Source organism: Ruegeria sp. HKCCD3925 (assembly GCF_057221175.1).
Genome location: NZ_JBWVBI010000004.1, coordinates 358,523 through 379,186 on the forward strand (window position 1 = coordinate 358,523; position 20,664 = coordinate 379,186).

General features: G+C 59.8%; 19 protein-coding genes. 14 read left to right on the forward strand and 5 right to left on the reverse strand.

Annotation, left to right across the window (positions count from 1 at the left end; all coding sequences use genetic code 11):
• From AC2TEM_RS11925 to AC2TEM_RS11985, 13 genes are all read left to right on the forward strand, one after another.
• Positions 1-249 (forward strand): DUF2484 family protein, encoded by a 249-nt coding sequence (locus AC2TEM_RS11925; RefSeq protein WP_170420832.1) that lies wholly within the window; start codon positions 1-3, stop codon positions 247-249.
• Positions 246-512, forward strand: a complete 267-nt coding sequence (locus tag AC2TEM_RS11930) for a DUF2484 family protein (protein ID WP_170392032.1) — start codon at positions 246-248, stop codon at positions 510-512. Before AC2TEM_RS11925 ends, AC2TEM_RS11930 begins: the two co-directional genes overlap by 4 nt.
• A 23-nt stretch (positions 513-535) precedes the next feature.
• Entirely contained in the window at positions 536-829 is a 294-nt protein-coding gene (locus tag AC2TEM_RS11935; protein WP_170392030.1) for a hypothetical protein, read from the forward strand.
• Positions 826-1,752: a UDP-N-acetylmuramate dehydrogenase gene (gene murB, locus AC2TEM_RS11940; protein WP_170420834.1), complete on the forward strand. Its 927-nt coding sequence runs from the start codon at positions 826-828 to the stop codon at positions 1,750-1,752. Before AC2TEM_RS11935 ends, murB begins: the two co-directional genes overlap by 4 nt.
• 108 nt (positions 1,753-1,860) lie before the next feature.
• Entirely contained in the window at positions 1,861-2,778 is a 918-nt protein-coding gene (locus AC2TEM_RS11945) for a D-alanine--D-alanine ligase (RefSeq protein ID WP_170420836.1), read from the forward strand.
• On the forward strand, positions 2,766-3,770 hold the full coding sequence (locus AC2TEM_RS11950; RefSeq protein WP_170420838.1) for a cell division protein FtsQ/DivIB: 1,005 nt from the start codon (positions 2,766-2,768) through the stop codon (positions 3,768-3,770). The genes AC2TEM_RS11945 and AC2TEM_RS11950 overlap by 13 nt, the downstream gene beginning before the upstream one ends.
• 8 nt (positions 3,771-3,778) lie before the next feature.
• The gene (gene ftsA / locus AC2TEM_RS11955) at positions 3,779-5,113 is read left to right on the forward strand and encodes a cell division protein FtsA (protein ID WP_170392023.1); all 1,335 of its coding nucleotides are present in this window, start codon (positions 3,779-3,781) and stop codon (positions 5,111-5,113) included.
• On the forward strand, positions 5,100-5,519 hold the full coding sequence (locus AC2TEM_RS11960; protein ID WP_170420840.1) for a hypothetical protein: 420 nt from the start codon (positions 5,100-5,102) through the stop codon (positions 5,517-5,519). The genes ftsA and AC2TEM_RS11960 overlap by 14 nt, the downstream gene beginning before the upstream one ends.
• Before the next feature lie 348 nt (positions 5,520-5,867).
• Complete coding sequence (gene ftsZ, locus AC2TEM_RS11965) at positions 5,868-7,469, forward strand: cell division protein FtsZ (RefSeq protein ID WP_170420842.1); 1,602 nt, start codon at positions 5,868-5,870, stop codon at positions 7,467-7,469.
• Positions 7,470-7,683: 214 nt separating this feature from the next.
• Complete coding sequence (gene lpxC, locus AC2TEM_RS11970) at positions 7,684-8,604, forward strand: UDP-3-O-acyl-N-acetylglucosamine deacetylase (protein WP_170420844.1); 921 nt, start codon at positions 7,684-7,686, stop codon at positions 8,602-8,604.
• A gap of 126 nt (positions 8,605-8,730) precedes the next feature.
• Entirely contained in the window at positions 8,731-9,594 is an 864-nt protein-coding gene (locus tag AC2TEM_RS11975; protein WP_170392015.1) for an outer membrane protein assembly factor BamD, read from the forward strand.
• Positions 9,595-9,630: 36 nt separating this feature from the next.
• On the forward strand, positions 9,631-11,280 hold the full coding sequence (recN, locus tag AC2TEM_RS11980) for a DNA repair protein RecN (protein WP_170420846.1): 1,650 nt from the start codon (positions 9,631-9,633) through the stop codon (positions 11,278-11,280).
• A gap of 92 nt (positions 11,281-11,372) precedes the next feature.
• On the forward strand, positions 11,373-13,058 hold the full coding sequence (locus AC2TEM_RS11985; protein ID WP_170420848.1) for a chloride channel protein: 1,686 nt from the start codon (positions 11,373-11,375) through the stop codon (positions 13,056-13,058).
• Here the strand turns inward: AC2TEM_RS11985 and AC2TEM_RS11990 are convergent, their stop codons facing one another.
• On the reverse strand, positions 13,059-14,429 hold the full coding sequence (locus AC2TEM_RS11990) for a DUF3179 domain-containing protein (RefSeq protein ID WP_170420850.1): 1,371 nt from the start codon (positions 14,427-14,429) through the stop codon (positions 13,059-13,061). It abuts the gene before it with no gap.
• Positions 14,430-14,619: 190 nt separating this feature from the next.
• Between AC2TEM_RS11990 and speB the strand changes: the two genes are divergently transcribed.
• Positions 14,620-15,591 (forward strand): agmatinase, encoded by a 972-nt coding sequence (gene speB, locus AC2TEM_RS11995; protein WP_170420852.1) that lies wholly within the window; start codon positions 14,620-14,622, stop codon positions 15,589-15,591.
• A gap of 30 nt (positions 15,592-15,621) precedes the next feature.
• Here the strand turns inward: speB and AC2TEM_RS12000 are convergent, their stop codons facing one another.
• The 4 genes from AC2TEM_RS12000 to AC2TEM_RS12015 form a co-directional block, all read right to left on the reverse strand.
• Positions 15,622-16,842 (reverse strand): aminopeptidase P family protein, encoded by a 1,221-nt coding sequence (locus tag AC2TEM_RS12000; protein ID WP_170420854.1) that lies wholly within the window; start codon positions 16,840-16,842, stop codon positions 15,622-15,624.
• 160 nt (positions 16,843-17,002) lie between these two features.
• Positions 17,003-18,214 (reverse strand): ABC transporter permease, encoded by a 1,212-nt coding sequence (locus AC2TEM_RS12005; RefSeq protein WP_170420856.1) that lies wholly within the window; start codon positions 18,212-18,214, stop codon positions 17,003-17,005.
• A 5-nt stretch (positions 18,215-18,219) separates the two neighbouring features.
• Entirely contained in the window at positions 18,220-19,494 is a 1,275-nt protein-coding gene (locus tag AC2TEM_RS12010) for an ABC transporter permease (RefSeq protein WP_170392001.1), read from the reverse strand.
• 70 nt (positions 19,495-19,564) lie between these two features.
• Positions 19,565-20,656, reverse strand: coding sequence for an extracellular solute-binding protein (locus tag AC2TEM_RS12015; protein ID WP_170391999.1), 1,092 nt, complete (start codon positions 20,654-20,656; stop codon positions 19,565-19,567).
• Positions 20,657-20,664: the final 8 nt, after the last annotated feature.

Below are 20,664 nucleotides of genomic sequence, written 5' to 3' on the forward strand. Positions count from 1 at the left end.
GTGGCGCTATCGCTCATACTCGCCTGCGTCTGGGTCTTCGCTTCCACCATTGTGGCGATGCTGCCGATGCGCCTGCAATTCCCACCGGGTGTTGTACTGTTTGCCAGCGCGCCTGCTCTGATTCTGTGGCTGAGTTTAGACTATGGCTGGTTCGTCGGAATCCTGGCTGCTGGCGGTTTTGTTTCGATGTACCGCAACCCGATCCGCTACTACTGGCGCAAGTGGACGGGTAAAGAGGTGTCGGAATGAACTGGTCGATTGCGCTTGCCGGTCTGTGGGGTGTTGTCGCCAACGTGTTGGCGATGTTGCCCAGCAAGGACAACCATTGGCGGCGCGCCTATTTCCTGATCGCCGTTGGCGTCCCTATCCTAGGCTATGTCACCTATGAAAATGGTCCATGGATCGGGCTGCTGGTTCTGGCTGCAGGTATGTCAGTTCTGCGTTGGCCGGTGATTTACCTCACCCGTTGGACAAAGGCGAAAATGCAGGGCATGAAGGCGGCGAACAAGTAACTGGCCATTTTCAGGAGGCCCCCATGGTCGACATCGCCACTTTCGCCTATTTGCCGCTGATTACCCTGATCCTCGGGACGCTTGCGGGTTTTGTCGCCGCGCGCTGGATCGGCCTCAAGGCACTGCTGTGGCTGATCGGGCTGACCTCGGCCCTTGGTCTGGTACTGATCATAATGCTGGCCAGTGTCGGCACCGGGGAAGAGGAACAGGCGTTCGGCCCCTTCGTCTGGCTGACCGGTGCGGTCCTGCCCTTCCTGTTTGCGGTGATCATGGGTGGAGTAGGCGGGCGCAGCCTTGCATCCCGGGAAGGCGCATGAGCGAGCTGCCCGACGTCCGTGGCCGCCTGTCCGCGGCGCGTTCTCTTTCCGAACTCACCTGGCTGCGCGTCGGCGGACCAGCGGATTATCTGTTTCAACCCGCCGATACCGAAGACCTTCAGTCGTTTCTGCGTGATCTGCCTGCGGATGTTCCCATCTTTCCTATGGGTGTCGGATCCAATCTGATCGTCCGTGATGGTGGTCTGCGGGCGGTGGTGATCCGATTGGGGCGCGGGTTCAATGGTATCTCGGTCGACGGCAATACCGTCAGCGCGGGTGCCGCCGCGCTGGATGCGCATGTGGCGCGTAAAGCAGCGGATGGAGGTGTGGACCTGACTTTCCTGCGCACGATACCCGGGTCGATCGGCGGGGCCGTGCGCATGAACGCGGGCTGTTACGGCAGCTATACTGCGGATGTGCTGCAAAAGGCTACCGTAGTCACCCGCGCCGGAGAGATCGTGGACCTGACCCCGCAAGACTTCAGCTTCCGCTATCGCCAGTCCGACCTGCCCGAAGGCGCGGTGCTGATCTCGGCGACGTTTCAAGGCCCCTCGGGCGATCCAGCTGAGCTGCACGCTCGCATGGAGGCGCAGCTAAAAAAGCGCGACGAAACTCAACCCACCAAGGACCGCAGCGCCGGGTCGACCTTCCGTAATCCAGCCGGGTTCTCGTCGACTGGGCGCGCGGACGATGTGCATGACCTCAAGGCGTGGAAAGTGATCGATGACGCGGGTATGCGCGGGGCCACCAAAGGTGGTGCGCAGATGAGCCCCAAGCACTCGAATTTCTTGATCAACACGGGCGATGCGACCGCCGCGGACCTGGAAGGTCTGGGTGAAGAGGTGCGAAAAAAGGTTTACGAAACAAGCGGCATCACGCTAGAGTGGGAAATCATGCGGGTCGGTGATCCGCTGAAAGAATAAAGCCCCGACCGTCAGACCATAACAGGCAAATTAGGACGACGGATCAAAGGCATAAACGCAGTACGGACCACCACATAAGGTCCGGGGACATTGAGGCGCACATTGGGTATGTCGAGCAGGACAAACCCCAAAGTGGCGGTGTTGATGGGCGGCCCCTCGGCGGAACGCGAGGTGTCTCTCAGCTCTGGGCGCGAATGCGCAGCCGCTCTTGTGGGTGAAGGCTTTGAAGTGGTCGAACTGGACGCAGGTCCGGACCTTGCTGCTCGCCTTACCGATATCCAACCCGATGTGGTGTTCAACGCCCTGCATGGACGCTGGGGCGAGGATGGCTGTGTGCAGGGGCTACTGGAATGGATGCGCATTCCTTACACGCATTCCGGTGTGCTGGCTTCGGCCCTTGCAATGGACAAGCAACGCAGCAAAGAGGTCTACGCCGCCGAAGGATTACCCATCGTACCCAGCCTGATCGTTCCCAAGGTCGAGGTGGTCGAGGTCCATGTGATGGAGCCGCCCTATGTGGCCAAGCCCAACAACGAAGGTTCCAGCGTCGGCATCTATATCGTGCATGAAAATGCCAACGGCCCGCCGCAACTGGACGAGGCGATGCCTGATCAGGTGATGGTCGAGAAATACGTCGCGGGCCGGGAACTGACCGTGACCGTGATGGGCGATCGCGCCCTGACGGTGACCGAGATCATGACCGATGGCGGTTGGTACGATTATGATGCCAAGTACAAGCCCGGCGGCTCGTGGCATGTGCTGCCCGCTGACATTCCGCAGGACATCTTTGACCGCTGCATGGACTATGCGGTGAAGGCGCATAATGCGCTGGGTTGTCGCGGTGTGTCCCGTACCGATTACCGCTGGGATGACGGCAGGGGTGCCGACGGGTTGTTTCTGCTGGAAACCAACACCCAGCCTGGCATGACGCCGACTTCGCTGGTACCCGAACAGGCCGAGCATCTTGGCATCAGTTTCGGCCAGCTCTGCGCCTGGATGGTGGAGGACGCGTCATGCGACCGCTGACCGCCACCCGCGCGCCGGTGATCCACCGGACCAAACCGTTGGCGGGGCCGGATGCCGATTTCACCGCCGCGCCAAGGCCCGAGCCCAAAACCGAACCTAAGCTGCATTTGCGCGGGGCGCGTCTTTTTGGCCGCGCGCGCAACGCGGACCCCGCGCCCTCGCGCCTCAGCTACCGCTTTCAGCGCTGGATGCTCACCCCCGGCATCCGGCGCGGGCTAAAAATTGGCCTGCCGGTTCTGGCCGTCTTTGGTTTGGTGGGTGGCTTCTTTGCCGCCGAAGAACGTCGTGAGGCGGTCAGCACCTATATCGCCGACATCAAGACCTCGATCCAGGAGCGCCCCGAATTCATGGTCAACTTGATGGCCATCGACGGGGCAGGAACCGCACTGTCTGAGGATATCCGCGAGATCGTGCCGCTCGATTTCCCGCTCAGCTCGTGGGATCTGGATGTGGAGTTGATCCGCGACACCATCACCGGGCTTGACCCGGTGAAATCGGCAACCGTACGCATTCGCCCCGGCGGGATTCTTCAGGTTGATGTGGTCGAACGCCAGCCGGTCATCGTCTGGCGCACCCGAGACGGGATCGAGCTATTGGATGAAACCGGAGCTCATGTTGACCGTGTTTCAGCACGCGCCGATCACGCAGCCCTGCCACTGATCGCAGGGAAGGGCGCGAACAAACATGTCCCCGAGGCGCTGCAAATCCTGACCACTGCCCGCAGCTTGGGCGACCGCGTTCGCGGTTTGGTGCGCGTTGGCGAACGGCGCTGGGATCTGGTGCTGGATCGCAACCAGCGCATCATGTTGCCGACCGAACGTCCGGCGCGCGCGCTGGAACGCGTGTTGGCGGTGAACGAGGTGCAGGACCTTTTAGAACGTGACGTGGCCGTGGTCGACATGCGACTGGGGCAGCGACCGACCATCCGAATGAACAAAACGGCCAGCGAAGACTGGTGGAACACAAAAGTAGATGTGAGTAGCGGGCAGTAACGACCATGATGACCGATCTTTATCAGTCCCAAAGGGCTATGCGGCAGATGCGCCGACAGGCAATGCAACGCGGTGTAGTTGCTATCCTGGATGTCGGCAGCTCCAAAATCGCTTGCCTTGTATTGCGCTTCGACGGGACGGGGCGGTTGTCCGAGGATAACTCGATCGGCTCCATGGCCGGTCAGACCGGGTTCCGCGTCATCGGCGCTGCGACTACCCGCTCGCGCGGGGTGCAGTTCGGCGAAGTCACAGCGATGCAGGAGACCGAACGCGCCATCCGCACCGCACTGCAGGCAGCGCAGAAGATGGCCGATATCCGCGTGGATCACGTGATTGCATCCTTCTCAGGGGCGAACCCGCGCTCGTACGGGCTGGATGCACAGGTCGATCTGGAAGGGCAACTAGTTACCGAAGCCGAGGTCGGTCGTGTCCTGAACGCCTGCGACGTGCCCGATTACGGCGAAGGGCGCGAGGTACTGCATGCGCAACCGGTGAATTTCGCGCTCGACAACCGCTCGGGACTAATCGATCCGCGTGGGCAGTTGGGGCAGAGCCTTGCAGTGGATATGCACATGCTAACCGTCGATGCGGTGGCGATCCAGAACATCGTCCGCTGTATCAAGCGCTGCGATCTGGAGCTGGCAGGGATTGCGAACTCGGCCTATGTCTCGGGCATTTCCGCATTGGTCGAGGACGAACAGGAGTTGGGCGCGGCCTGTATCGATTTGGGCGGCGGCACCACCAGCATCTCGATCTTCATGAAGAAACACATGATCTATGCCGATTGCGTGCGCATGGGCGGGGATCACGTGACCAGCGACATTTCGATGGGCCTCGGCGTGCCCGCAGCGGTGGCCGAACGGATCAAGACCTTTAACGGTGGCGTTCACGCGACCGGAGCCGATGATCGCGACCTGATCGACATCGGTGGCGATACTGGCGATTGGGAGCATGACCGCCGTACCGTGAGCCGTGCCGAGTTGATCGGCATCATGCGCCCCCGCGTCGAGGAGATTCTCGAAGAGGTGCGTACTCGTCTGGACGCTGCCGGTTTCGACCACCTGCCAAGCCAGCAGATCGTTCTGACTGGTGGTGGCAGCCAGATCATGGGGCTAGACGGGCTTGCCAGCCGGATTCTGGGTCAGCGTGTTCGTTTGGGCCGCCCGCTGCGCGTTCATGGCCTGCCGCAATCCGCGACCGGGCCCGGTTTTTCTTCGGCAGTGGGGCTTAGCCTGTTTGCGGCGCATCCTCAGGACGAATGGTGGGATTTTGAGATCCCGGTCGACACCTATGCCGCGCGCCCGTTCAAGCGCGCCGTGCGCTGGTTCCGTGACAATTGGTAATGCCCTGCGTGGTGCAGCCGTTGGCGCGGCCCTTGGGCCCGCTGCGGCCCCGGCTCAAACCCTGATTACGCCAGAGGCGTTTCTGAGCGCCGTCGTTGGCAAAACGATCACCTTCCATGAAATCCGAAGCGGTATGTTGGTCGGAACTGAGGAATTTCTCAGCCCGACTCTCTCGGTCTGGCGGATGGAGGGGCGGGGCTGTGTCTATGGCCAGATCACCACGCCAAATGGCCAGATCTGTTTTCTGTATGATGATGCGCCCGATGGCCTGCCAGTCTGCTGGTGGCCCTACCTGTACAATGACCGGCTGATGGTGCGGCTGGCGCGCTTCATCGGCAGCGAAACGCAAGAGGTCCGTAGCATCTCTGAAGATGGCCTGAATTGCCCAAGTGCCCCGGTAGGCTAAAGAAATCAGTTGCGGCAACTGCCAAATTGCCGCAAAATAAGGCTCAAGGCCCGGCAGAGGCCCAGCGGCAGGACATTGAGCAGTTTTCCGCGACCAAACGAGTGACTAAAAGTTTTCGCATCCCCTCAAGGCGGGTGGGGTCTTTCCGTGTGTAGTAGCGCATGAGCCTTTCGCCGCAACATGTCGCGGTAACAGCGAAATGCCGCTGTTTGCTGCCTTATTTCCTCCATATTTTGTGGATTCGTGCGATTTTTCTGGTGACGTTTCCGAAATGACACAGTAAAATCGACTGTGGATAGGTCAGAAAAACCGCATTTTGCGGCAACATAAAAAACAGGCGGACAGAGCATGACATTAAATCTTTCGATGCCCGGGCACGACGAACTCAAGCCTCGGATTACCGTATTTGGCGTTGGCGGCGCTGGGGGCAATGCTGTCGACAACATGATTGAAAAACAGTTGGACGGCGTAGAATTTGTCGTCGCGAACACAGACGCACAGGCGCTGCAGCAAAGCCGTTCGTCGGCGCGGGTGCAGCTGGGCGTCAAAGTCACCGAAGGGTTAGGTGCAGGTGCGCGTCCGACCGTGGGTGCTGCAGCAGCTGAAGAAAGCATCGAACAGATCGTGGATCATCTGGCGGGTGCGCATATGTGCTTTATTACCGCCGGCATGGGTGGCGGCACAGGCACCGGCGCGGCGCCGATCATCGCGCAGGCAGCGCGGGAGTTGGGTGTTCTGACCGTTGGGGTTGTCACCAAACCCTTCCAGTTCGAAGGCGCCAAGCGTATGCGTCAGGCCGAAGACGGCGTTGATGCGCTGCAGAAAGTCGTTGATACGCTGATCATCATTCCGAACCAGAACCTGTTCCGTCTGGCCAACGAAAAGACAACGTTTACCGAGGCGTTCTCGATGGCCGACGATGTCCTGTATCAGGGCGTCAAAGGCGTAACCGACCTGATGGTGCGTCCGGGTCTGATCAACCTCGACTTCGCCGACGTTCGAGCCGTGATGGACGAGATGGGCAAGGCGATGATGGGCACAGGCGAAGCGACCGGTGAAGATCGCGCCATTCAGGCAGCCGAGAAGGCCATTGCTAACCCGCTGTTGGACGAAATCAGCCTCAAGGGTGCCAAGGGTGTGCTAATCAACATCACCGGTGCGCACGACCTGACCTTGTTCGAACTGGACGAGGCCGCCAACCGCATCCGCGAGGAAGTGGACCCGGAGGCCAATATAATTGTCGGTTCGACCCTCGACACCGAGATGGAAGGCGGAATGCGCGTTTCAGTCGTTGCCACCGGTATCGATGCCAGCGAGAAAAGCGAAGATGTACCGGTCGCCCGCCGTTCGATGTCGGCTCCGCTGACACGCACGGTTTCGGCAGAAGACTCCACGCCTGAACAAATCGCTGCAGATGAGGCCCCGGCTGAGGACAACATTGCGCCCACGCTCTTCGAGTCCATCGAAGATGTCGAGTTCAATGAAGGCTGGCAAGACGAACAACCCGCTGCCGAGCAGGAAGATGACGGGCTGCCTCCGCCCGCCTATCAGCCTCAGGTTGCGCAGTTCGAACCGCAACCCGAAGTCGAAGAGACAGTCGACTCCTACGACGCACCGCGTGCCCAGACCCCCGGCACACCGTCTCCGGAAGCGATGCAGCGGTTGCAGGCCGCAGTTCAGAAAGTACCTTCGAACCGGCTGCGTCCGACGCCTGAGGCACCTCGCGAACCGGCCCCTCAGCCGCAGCAAGCGACCGAGGATCGCCCGCGTTTTGGCTTCAACCGATTGATTGACCGGATGACCGGCCATGCGGCCGATACGCCCGCTCAACCGGTACGCCAACAGCCTGCGATGCGGTCGGTTGACGCAACGGCACCTGTTCAGGATGAAGCCGATCCTGATCAGGAGCGCATCGAAATTCCCGCCTTCCTACGGCGTCAGGCCAACTGATCGCGGTAACAAAATCATCTCGAAGGGCCGCCATCGCGCGGCCCTTTTTTGTGGAAACACAAGGTGTTGAGCTGGTGTAAGCAGGGATTTGCCGATGTGTCACATTCATGTTTCATTCGGTTGCAAAAGGTGAGTTGAGCCTTAATGCCCCCTTCCTTAGTTGAGGGTGCAACACAGCCCCTGATAGGCTGGACACAACTCACCGAGGCTCACATTGCAACATACGCTCAAATCTTCAGTCACGTTTGTGGGCACTGGGCTGCATAGCGGCAAGCCTGCGACGATGGTTCTGAAGCCTGCAGCGGCAGGTCATGGAATCTGGTTCAAACGGACTGATATCGAGCTGGGCAATGCGTTGATCCCCGCTATCTATGACGTTGTTGAGCGGACGCCTCTTTGCACACGATTGGTTAACGATGCGAATGTGTCGGTATCGACTGTGGAACACATCATGGCGGCACTTGCCGGATGTGGTGTCCATAATGCGCTGATTGAAATCGACGGTCCCGAAGTCCCGATCATGGATGGTTCGTCCGTGGCCTTTGTTCGGGGCATCATGGCCAAAGGCGTTCGTCGTCAGGCTAGTCCGGTACTGGCTTATGAAGTGCTCAAACCCGTCTCTGTTGAACGCGAGGGCGCAAAGGCATCTATCGCGCCTGCGGAAGGTCTGGAGATCGAGTTCCACATTGATTTCGAAGACGACGCCATTGGAAGCCAGACAAAAGTTTTGGACATGCGCAATGGTTCGTTTGCGCGTGAACTCTGCGACAGTCGCACGTTTTGCCGCCGCACAGATGTCGAAGCGATGCGTGAAAACGGATTGGCCTTGGGCGGCACATTGGACAATGCCGTAGTCGTACAGGGCGACGAAGTCCTGACCCCGGGTGGCTTCCGTCACACGGATGAAGCGGTGCGCCACAAAATGCTGGACGCTCTGGGTGATCTCTATCTTGCAGGCGGTCCGATTCTGGGGCGCTTTGTCGGCGAGAAGTCGGGGCATTCGATGACTAACACATTGCTGCGCAAACTGTTCGAAACACCGGGCGCTGTGCGACCGATCCTTTGTACCCCTGAACAAGCCGCGCGTCTGCCCGGCCAGGGCCTTGTGCGAAGCGAAATCCCGCAGGTTGCGTGATCTGATCAACTCTGACGACATTTGCGCCATGAGGGTGGATAAGGCGTTTTGCACTGGAATTTTATGTGCTAGACCGAGGCCCGATCAGGGGTAATTCCCGCTAAGTAGACGACAAGGATGGGCGGAATGGTTGGCAGCAAAGCGGCAGTCAGAATCGCAGGTGCGCTTCTTCTGGCAGCAACTTTGACGGCATGTGGCAATGCCGGAGGTCTGTTTGGTAACCGTGGGGCAGACCGCAGCCAAAACCTCGAAGGTTTCACGCCTGAACAGATTTACACCCGCGGTGAATACGAGCTGTCGCAGAATCGCTCGGACGACGCGGCTTGGTATTTCTCTGAAGTAGAGCGGCTTTATCCTTATTCCGATTGGGCGAAACGTGCGCTGATCATGCAGGCGTTCTCATTCCATTCGGACCAGAACTATGAAGAAAGCCGCGCCGCCGCGCAGCGATATATCGATTTCTATCCCACTGACGAAGACGCCGCCTATGCCCAGTATCTTCTGGCGCTCAGCTACTATGATCAGATCGACGAAGTTGGCCGTGATCAGGGGCTGACCTTTCAGGCACTGCAGGCCCTGCGCACGGTGATCGAAGTCTACCCAGACAGTGAGTATGCCACATCTGCCGTACTGAAGTTCGACCTTGCCTTCGACCATCTGGCTGGCAAAGAGATGGAGATCGGGCGCTATTATCTGCGTCAGGATCACTTCACTGCGGCGATCAACCGATTCCGCGTGGTGGTCGAAGATTTTCAGACCACATCTCATACCGCCGAGGCGCTCTATCGACTGATCGAGGCGTATCTGGCGCTGGGACTGGTGGACGAGGCGCAGACCGCGGGTGCGATTCTGGGTTACAACTATCAGTCCTCGGAATGGTACGACGCGGGGTACACGTTGCTGACGTCGCGTGGTCTCGATCTAAAGAGCCGAGGTAACAATTGGCTCAGCACGATCTATCGCCAGACCGTCAAGGGTGAGTGGTTGTAACGGCCATGGCTAAAGGCTTGGGACGCTAAAGACCCGATGCTGCGCGCCCTTGATATCCGCGACATGCTGATCATCGACCGGCTGGAGCTGACGTTTCAGCCGGGCTTGAATGCTTTGACCGGTGAAACCGGCGCGGGCAAGTCGATCTTGCTGGATTCGCTGGGCTTTGTGCTGGGCTGGCGAGGGCGCGCCGAGCTGGTTCGTCAGGGGGCCGCACAGGGCGAAGTTGTGGCCGAGTTTGAACTGCCTGACGACCACCCTGCCCATTCGATTCTGGCCGAGGCGGGTCTGCCCGGTGGCGAGGAGTTGATCCTGCGCCGCGTCAACACGGCCGAGGGACGTAAGACTGCATGGGTCAATGACCGCCGTTGTTCGGGCGAAGTGTTACGGGCGCTGTCGGAAACTCTGATCGAACTGCACGGCCAACATGATGACCGAGGCCTGCTGAACCCACGCGGGCATCGCGCAATGCTGGATGCCTATGCCGGGGCAGGGGATCAGTTGGCCGCCGTGCGTGCCGCATGGGGCCAGATGTCCATCGCCCGCAAAGCTCTGGCGCAGACTGAGGCAGCGCTGGAGGCTATGCGTGCCGAAGAAGAGTTCCTGCGTCATTCCGTTGCCGAGTTGGATCAGCTTGACCCGCAGCCGGGTGAGGATGCAGATCTCGACGCCCGCCGCCGCATGATGCAAGGGGCCGAGCGGATTCGCGATGACGTGGCCCGTGCCTTTGCCTTGCTGGGCGGCGACGGGGCCGAGGGCGCGATGGCCGATGCCGTGCGCTGGCTGGAAGGCGTGTCGGATAATGCGGGTGGCCAGTTGGAAGGCCCCATTGCAGCGCTGGGTCGCGCCCTGATCGAACTGGGCGAGGCGCAGGATGGGGTCAACGCCTGTCTGCAAGCGCTCGATTTTAACCCAGCGGAACTGGAACAGGCCGAGGAACGCCTCTTTGCCATTCGCGCGCTGGCACGGAAACACGATGTGGCCCCCGATGATCTGGGCACCTTCGCCGATACCTTGCGCGACCGCCTGAACCGGCTGGATGCGGGTGACGCCGACCTCAGCAACAAACGCGCTGCTGTGGACGCGGCACAGGCTGCGTATGACAACGCGGCCACCGCGCTTGGCGAAACGCGCCGTAAGGCCGCCAGTGCGTTGGACACCGCAGTAATGGCTGAACTCGCGCCCCTGAAAATGGAACGCGCCGTGTTCCGGACCGAGATCACTGCGACCGACCCGGGCCCCGAAGGCATCGATGCGGTGGCCTTCACCGTCGCCACCAACCCGGGGGCGCCGTCAGGGCCGCTCAACAAAATCGCCTCGGGCGGCGAACTCAGCCGCTTTCTGCTGGCGCTTAAGGTCTGCCTAACGGACGAAGACAGTGCCCGCACGATGATCTTTGACGAGATTGACCGCGGTGTCGGCGGTGCCACGGCGGACGCGGTGGGCCGCCGTCTGGCCGCACTCGCGCAGGGCGGGCAGGTGCTGGTCGTCACCCACTCGCCGCAAGTGGCCGCACGGGCGGCGCATCACTGGCGGGTGCAGAAACAGGTCACCGGCGATCAGACCCTGTCCACCGTGATCCCGCTGGCCGACCCCGACCGCGTCGACGAAATCGCCCGGATGGTCGCAGGCGACACCATTACGGATGAGGCACGTGCCGCTGCCCGTGCTCTGTTGGATGCATGACGCGCATTCTGTGAGCATCTTGTCGTGAACCGACTTTTCTAAGGCGCGCGCGTGGCTTACTAAGGGTCAGGCGACCACCCCAACGAGGGCCAATGACCCAATCGACCCGCACCGTGCTGCGCAATCAGCTCAATCAAGCCCTCTCGGCGCTGCGGGATGCATGGCGGGTAATGCTTCATCGTGGCCCCAGCCAGATTCAGTTCTGGTTTATCGCTCTGGTCATCGGGATCGCTGCAGGCTTCATGGCGCTGGGATTCCGGATGGCGATCTCGTCGTTGCAGGCTTATCTCTACAACACCGAAGATATCCTATTCCTGCACAGCCATGCTGAGAAGCTGCATTGGCTCTGGATTTTCCTTACACCTGTGGTCGGCGGGTTGGTCGTCGGGATCATCCTGAACAGGTACACCGATGATGGCCGTGTGCGTTCGGTAGCTGATGTGATCGAGGGTGCGGCCATCACTGATGGACGGGTCGAAAAGAAGGCCGGTATCGCATCTTTTTTCGCTTCGCTGATCACGCTCAGCTCAGGCGGATCCACGGGGCGGGAAGGACCTGTTGTGCATATGGCCGGGGTCATCTCGACTTGGGTCAGCGACCGTATCCACGCCGACGGTATCACCGGGCGCGACCTATTGGGTTGCGCTGTGGCCGCTGCTGTTTCGGCCAGTTTCAACGCCCCTATCGCCGGGGCCTTGTTTGCGCTTGAGGTTGTGTTGCGCCACTTCGCCGTTCATGCCTTTGCGCCCATTGTCATCGCCTCGGTCGCGGGGACCGTGATCAATCGGCTGGCTTATGGTGACGTGACCGAATTCACGCTGGAAACGCCCGGGTCGTTGCAATTCTATGTCGAGCTGCCCGCCTTTCTGATCCTAGGCCTGATTTGCGGGCTGGTTTCGCTACTGCTGATGCGATCGATCTTCTTCGCCGAGGATATCGGCACGCATATCCAAAACCGCTTGTCTCTGCCTCGCTGGCTGCGCCCCGGTGTTTCGGGCGCGATGCTCGGCCTGTTGGCGGTCTGGTTTCCGCACATCATCGGCGTGGGATACGAAACCACGATCCGTGCTTTGACCGGGGACCTCGTGCTGACGACCGCGATCCTGTTCGCGGTCATCAAGACCGTCGCAGTGGCGATTACCATGGGCGGTCGCATGGGTGGTGGTGTGTTTTCCCCTTCATTGATGATCGGAGCGCTGACCGGGTTGGCCTTCGGCCTGATCGCCACCGGATTGCTGCCAGATGTGTCAGGCACCCATACGCTCTATGCCTTTGCCGGGATGGGCGCGGTGGCGGCGGCGGTGCTGGGCGCGCCGATCTCGACCACGCTCATCGTGTTTGAATTGACCGGAGACTGGCAGATCGGCCTCGCCGTGATGGTTTCGGTCTCGATGTCCACTGCGCTGGCCTCGCGCCTTGTGGACCGGTCCTTCTTCCTGACCCAGCTGGAACGACGCAATGTGCACCTTGCCGCCGGGCCGCAGGCCTACTTGCTGGCAATGCTGCGCGCAGGCGCGGTGATGCGCCCGCTGGGGGACGCGCGTTCGATCTCCAAGGAAGACGCGCAGGCATTGATCGAACAAGGCCTATGCGTCAAGGCCAGCGCCACGCTTGAGGCCGCGATGCCATATTTCGACCGCGATGACATCCCTTGCATCCCGGTGGTGATCATCGACAAGGACGGCTGTGAAAACCCCGTTGGCGCGCTCTATCACATCGACGCGCTGAAAGCTTACAACCGCGCGTTGGCCGCCACAGCGGCCGAGGAACATTCTTGATCAGCGTCCGTAAACGCTGGCTGCGTCGCCCAGATAATTGTCCCAGGCAAACCAATACGAGATATGTCCCGCGACGCGCGGCAACTCTGCGCCATCCGGGCCAATCAGTGCCTCTTCGGTGACGCGCCACTTGTTGCCCGTTTCGTCCAGCAGCCCGCCATCGGTGGTCGCGCGGAACTGGCGCGATCCACGCTCGTAGGCGCGCACGCTGCGCTTGTCCGGGTCGCCCATCAGCATCAGTGCCCGCCCGCCAATCGCATCGTTGATCACCGGCTTGCCCTTGAACGCGTCCAACGGCCACGCCCGCGCCGCGCCGAACTGGCGCACGGCGAACACGTAGTCCTTCTGGCGATGCCTACTTTGATCGACCAAGGCCGGGAACATCAGATCGGGTGAGGCAAAGTAATCGCGATACACAACGCCCGAGCCATAGTTGCGCCGATGACCGGTGCTGAGCGACAGCACCTGCGTATCCGGATGCGACGCCTTCCAGCTGTCCCAGCGGGTGATCACCACAGGACGCTGCTTCAGCTCGATCCCACTGTTGACCAGCGGTCCGACCACGGGCTTACCTGTGTACTGGTTCCATAACGAATGCGTCTCACGGTCGAACATCAATTTGTTCGACCGATACAGGAACCCGGACGAGCCAAATACAAACGGCTTCCGCCGCCCCTCGACCTGCGTTTCAAACAAAATCCCCGATCCGCACAGCGTACAATAGGCCAGTGCTACCGGAACGCCTCCGATCACCTCGTTGAACATCTCGTGCCAGCCCATGATGCGCAGCGGATAAGCGCGTACATCGCCGTTGATCGAGACGCCAAAGACCAGATCGTCGTCTTTCATGTAGTCCGCCCGCGCCGCCGGGATCAGCTTGGGATTGTCCAGCGAAGGGATACCGTCCTTGAGCACACCACCCCAACTGATCTCTTCCAGCCGAATCTTCATCTTGTCGCGTTGCAAATATTCGGGTTTCAGGAAAACATCGAAGTTCTGATCGATGCCCAAAAGAACTTCGCGTTTGAACGGTATCAAAGATGGATGAGGTACAATCTGAGCGTTCCGTTCTTGCCATAGCATCCATTCGAACCAGTCTGTGCCGTGGCGCGCGCCGCTCAACGCTTCCATGACTTTGGCAATGTCTCGCTCTCGCCGTCTGCCATAGCGCATCGCCGTCAAAAGCGCGGGCACAACGTCCGGGTTGCCGCGCTCGGTCAGGAACGCCATCCCGGCTTCGAAATCGGTCCGACTGCCATACAAAGTTGAACGTACGGCATCGTAAACAGGGTCATCCTGCGCCCAAAGAGCGCGAGGTGCTACAGCGCTTGCCCCCAACAGGCCGACAAAGCTGCGACGTGGAATCGACATGGCATCCTCCGATCGGGTTCATATTCGATCTTGCCTGCAAAGCAGATCACATACACGCAACACTCGCGTGAATGGCTCGAAATACTGAAGCTGCACGCCGGGCATCTCGACATTGGTCCATCCTGAGCACAAGATGCTGCTGCGATTGATGTCATCGAACGTGACAGTGGCAATGAAAAAGGAAATACCCATGCAAGACCATGGTTATAAGGCGGGGCGACTAAACCTGCCTTTTGTCGGCATCTCAACCTTCGCCAAATCTCCATATGTTGAGAATTGGGATGAGATAGAGGCGGATATCGCCGTTCTCGGCGCGCCCTTCGATTTCGGGACCCAATGGCGACCGGGGGCGCGGTTTGGACCTCGGGCCGTGCGCGAAGCCTCGACCCTGTTCAGTTTCGGCCACGCTGGGGCTTATGATCACGAAGATGACGCAACCTATCTGGATGGCTCGGTGCGGATCGTTGATCTGGGGGACGCGGATATTATCCATACCAAGACCGACGAGAGCCATGCGAATATCGCCTTGGGGGTGGGCAAGATCCTGAAAGCAGGGGCATTGCCGGTGACAATTGGCGGGGACCATTCGATCAACATCCCCTGTATCAATGCCTTCGCCGAGGATTGCACGCAGAACGGCCCGATCCATGTGGTGCAGATCGACGCGCATCTGGATTTTGTCGATGAACGCCACGGAGTGACCGCCGGACATGGCAACCCGATGCGGCGGGCGATTGAGAAAGACTATGTCTCAGGCATGACGCAGCTGGGCATCCGCAATGTCTCATCCACCGCGAAGGAAGGCTATGACGACGCCCGTGCGCGCGGGTCGGACATCCTGTCTGTGCGGCAGGTGCGCAAACTGGGGGCCGAGGCAGTGCTGGCGCGTATCCCGCAGGGGGCACGGTATTACGTAACGATAGATATCGACGCTTTTTGCCCTTCAATCGCGGCGGGCACAGGTACGCCCAGCCATGGCGGGTTTCTCTACTACGATGTACTGGAAATTCTACAGGGTCTGGCCAAACGCGGCGATGTTGTGGGCATCGATCTGGTCGAAGTCGCGCCTGCTTACGACCCGACGGAAAGTACCCAGGTTCTGGCGGCGCAGCTATTGCTGAACTTTCTGGGCTTCATCTTTCACGAACGCGCCCAGCGGTAGAAGGTGGGGCTTGTCGCCCCACCCGTTTTTTCATGCATCGATGATGTTGTGGCCGGGACCATAGGGGAAGCCGGTGATGTTCTCGGCCCCGTCTTCACCAACCACAAGGATATCGTGTTCACGATAGCCGCCCGCGCCGGGCTGGCCTTCAGGGATCCACAGCATCGGCTCGATCGAGACGACCATGCCGGGTTCCAGCACCGTGTCGATATCTTCGCGCAGCTCCAGACCGGCCTCGCGCCCGTAATAGTGGCTGAGGATGCCGAAGGAATGGCCATACCCGAACGAGCGGTATTGCAGCAGGCCCTCATCCGCGAAGAAGCGGTTGATCTCAGCCGTGATGCCCGAACAGGTCGCGCCGGGTTTGATCAGGCTCAGGCCCAGCTCATGCGCGGCAACGTTGGCCTTCCACAGGCGCAGGCTGTCTGCGTCGGGCTCGCCCAGGAACAGGGTGCGTTCCAGCGCGGTGTAATAGCCCGAGATCATCGGGAAGGTGTTCAGCGACAGGATATCGCCCTTTTGCAGCGCGCGTTTGGTGACAGGGTTATGGGCGCCATCGGTGTTAAGCGCCGACTGGAACCAGACCCATGTGTCGCGGTATTCGGCATCCGGGTAGGCGCGGGCGATTTCCTCTTCCATCGCATCGCGCCCGGCCATGGCGATCTCGATCTCGGTGGCGCCTTCACGGATCGCTGCGTGAATGGCGGCCCCACCCACGTCAGCGGTGCGCGCGCCGCCTTTGATCAGCTCGATCTCTTCTGCGGATTTCACCATGCGGGCAAACATCGTGTCAGGCGCGATGTCGATCAGTTCCGGTCCGCCCAGCATGTCCAGCGCCGTGTTGCGCGCCGCCAGTGTCATGTGGTCGCCTTCGATCCCGATCCGTTTGGCCCCGCCGATGAGGCTGGCCACTGCGCGCCAGTAATTGGCGCGCTTCCAGTCGGTGTAGATGACGTTGCCCTCAACCGAGCGCCGCCACGGTTGGCCCGCGTCGATGTTTGCCGAGACAGTGGTGCAAGCGTCCTGTGTTACCACGCAGCCGTAGGGGCGGCCGAAAGAGCAGTACAGAAAGCCGGAATAATAGGCGATGTTCTGCATCGAGGTCAGCAGGACGGCGGGGATGTCATGCTTGGCCATGGTTGCGCGCAGGGCGCCAAGGCGGCGGTCGTATTCGCCCTTACTGAACGGCAGGGGCGCTTTGTCGCCATTGTGGCAAATGAAGAATTCGGGGCGTTTTGTTGTGTCTGTCATGACTTGGTCTCTCATCATTGCCGGGCGGCAAACCCGGCCACTTGTCCCGGCGTTCAGGACAGGCGGTCTCGGGGTCCGAGAGCCGATCATCCCAGTGCGTCCGCGACGCCATCGCGGCTGGGATGAACAGGTGAATCGTTAGATCAGACCTAGGCCTGCGTCAAGCGGGGGAAAGGCCCCGCAGGCGCTCGGACCGGCGGCGCAGCAGCTCGACCGTAGTCAGCAGCGCAATCGAGATCACCACGAGGATCGTGGCCACCGCCAGAATGGTCGGGCTGATCTGTTCGCGCAGGCCGGTGAACATCTGCCATGGCAGCGTTTTTTGGCTAGCCGAGCCGACAAACAGTACCACGACCACCTCGTCGAACGAGGTGATGAAGGCAAACAAGCCGCCTGAGATCACACCCGGCAGGATCAAGGGCATCTGGATCTTGAAGAATGTCCGCACTGGACCCGCGCCCATATTCGCAGCCGCCCGCGTCAGCGAGCGGTCAAAGCCCACTAGCGTTGCGGTCACGGTGATGATGACGAATGGAATACCCAGAACGGCGTGAGCGAGGATCACTTTCACATAGCCCACAAAGTTCTTGTTCATGCCCAGTGTTCCCTCCATGAAGCGGCCGATATCGCTGTAGAAGAAGAACATGCCTGTGGCTGAAATGATCAGCGGCACGATCATTGGCGAGATCAGGATGCCCATGATGGCGCGGCGGCCTGGAACGTGGCTCTGGCTGAGGCCAATGGCCGCCAGCGTGCCCAGCGAGACCGAGATGATCGTCGCAATTGGAGCAATGATGAGTGAGTTCTTGAAGCTGCGCTGCCATTCATTGTTGGTGAAGAAGTCGCGGTAATGCTTCAGCGAATACCCTTCCGGGTCGAGCCGCAGCATTTCAGGCGTGAAGGTAAAAAAGTCCTGCGCGTTGAACGAAAGCGGCAGAACCACGAGGATCGGGGTGATCAGGAACACGAAGATCGCGCCGCAGATCACCCGGAACAAGTAGTGATAGAACACTTGTTTCGCGGTCAGATAGGGCAACAGTTTTTGGCGATATCGACCTTCGTACAGCCAAAAGATAAACCAGACGAAGAACCATCCACCCAACAGGCCCAGAATGCCGCCCATTGGGCCAGAGAACAGTAAACCGACGATGCCAAAGCCAAGGATATTGATCCATCTGGCCAGTTTTTCGTTCTTGAGTACCGTGATGTAGACCCAGGCCACAGCGGCGATCAAGGCTGCACCGCCAATGATGCCGAGGAAGACCGAGCCATTGCCCGCGCCAACAAAGATACCGGCGAAGGCGCCTGCCAGCGCAACGCTTGGCAAGACCATGGACAAAGGTTTGCGGGATATCGGAGTAAGTGCGGCCATGTCGATTATCCCAGCTTCACGTTATCAATGCCGACAATCTTGTCGTAGCACCAGTAGAGCAGCAGTACGACGCCCAGAAGGATCGTTCCCAATGCCGCGGCCAGCCCCCAGTTCAGCGAGGACGAGATGTGATAGGCAATCCGGTTCGAAATAAAGACACCCTTGGTGCCGCCAACGATTTCAGGCGTGATGTAGTAACCGATCGCCAGAATGAACACGAGGATTGAGCCCGCGCCGATGCCAGGAATGGATTGCGGGAAGTAGATGCGCCAGAATGTCGTCCAGTTGGTTGCGCCCATGGATTTTGCAGCGCGGGTGTACGAGGGCGGTATGGTCTGCATCACCGAATACATGGGCAGGATCATGAACGGCAGCAGGATATGCGTCATAGCTATGATCGTGCCGATCTGGTTGTTGATGATCACCAGCCTGGCGTCGTCGGCTACCAGTCCCAGCCAGACCAATGTTTCATTGATCACGCCCTGTTGCTGCAACATCACCTTCCACGCCGAGGTTCGCACCAACAATGACGTCCAGAAGGGCAACAACACGAGGATCATCAGCAGGTTCGACACCCGCATCGGAAGTGTCGCCAGCAAATAACTGACCGGATAGGCCAGCAGGATACAGGACGCGGTGATCACCAGTGACATGAACAAAGTGCGCCCGAACAGCTTGATCAGGATCTGCTTGTCCTCGGGCTGCGCCTGCGCGCCCTCGGGCGTGCGGCGCATGTCCACAGCGTTCAGAAAATAGCCATTGGTGACAGCGGGCGAATGCGTCTTGATAACCGCCCAAGTCTGCGGTTCACCCCAGCCGTCGTGAATCTCGATGACCTGGTCTTTGAACGGCCCATCGGTTTCGGGGTCCAGCTTACCCATTTTCCGACCCGAGCGGCGGAACATCGAAGACATGCCTGTCTCTTCATAGTTCAGACGCGAACCCAGCCGGGTGTGTGTCTTGTTATCGACGGCCACGACCATGTCGCGGACAAAGGCGTCATAAACGGCTTCGTCGGGCAACTCGCCGCTGGTTTCATCCCAGCTTTGCAATGCTTCGACCGTCAGGGGCAGTGTCTCTTGTACGATGCTGTTTTCCACGGATCGGAACAGCATCGCCGCAATAGGCACGATGAACGAGAACATAACGAACAGCAGCAGTGGGGCGACCAGCATCAGGGCCCGCAGCTTTTGCCGTCGCAGTGACCGGGCCAGCGATTGCTTGAGTGGCGTGCCGTCCGCGGCCAGCATGGGACCAGTATTTTGGGTGGCGTCAGTCATCGTTACCCCTTGGGTATTTTTGGGGTCGGGGGCGATAGGCCGCCCCCGACAATCTCAGGAAATCAGACGCTTATTGCGCCAGCCAAGCCTGGAATTTGGCGTCGATATCGTCGCGGTAATCCGCCCAGAACTCGTAGTTGTACAGGAACGTGTTCTTGGCGTTTTCCGGATCGGTCGGCATGTGTGGTGCCATGTCGATGCCCAGATCGGCGTGCTGACCTACCAGCGGTGCAGAGGAAGCACGAGCCGGGCCGTACGAGATGTACTTGGCCTGATCTGCCAGACGCTGCGTGTCAGTTGCGAACATGATGTAGTCCAGCGCGCGCTGTTGACGCTCTTCGCTCAGGCCAGCCGGAATGATCCAGCCATCAAGATCGAATACCTGAGCATCCCACAGCATCGCTACCGGCTGCTTTTGTTCTTCGATCACGCTGAACAGGCGGCCGTTATAGGTCGAACCCATGACAACTTCACCATCAGCCAGCAATTGTGGCGTGTCGGCACCGGCAGACCACCAGACGACACTGTCCTTGATGGTGTCCAGTTTGGCCAGGGCCTGGTCCTGACCTTCAGCAGTGGCCAGAACGTCGTAAACGTCGTCTTTTGCAACGCCGTCACACAGCAACGCCCATTCCATGTTGTTGATCGGGCGCTTTTCCAGCGAGCGCTTGCCGGGATAGGCTTCAAGATCGAATACTGCGCAGATGTCGGTTGGCGGAGTATCACCGACCAGATCTGTGCGATAACCGAAAGTGGTTGAATAGACGATCTGCGGGATAAAGCAGTCGCTGACCAGAAGGTCACCGAAATCTTCGGAGGCAGGCGTGCCATCGGGGGCAGGGGCCAGTTGAGTGTCGAAATCGATCTCAAGTGCCAGACCTTCGTCGCAGAGGCGGATCGCGTCCGCCGCAACCACATCAACCACGTCCCATGTGATGTTGCCCGCTTCGTTCATCGCGCGCAGTTTGGCGACGGCCTCGTTCGAGCTGTCATCATTCAGGATGGTGACGCCGGTCTTCTCCGAATAGGGCTCGTGATAAGCCTTGAGCTGCGATTTGGAATAGGCGCCGCCCCACGAGACGATGGTCATCTCTTCGGCGGAAACGCCGCCAGCCGCTGTCGCAATAGCAGCTGCTGTCAGCAGTGTTTTGGTAGTTTTCATGTGTTACT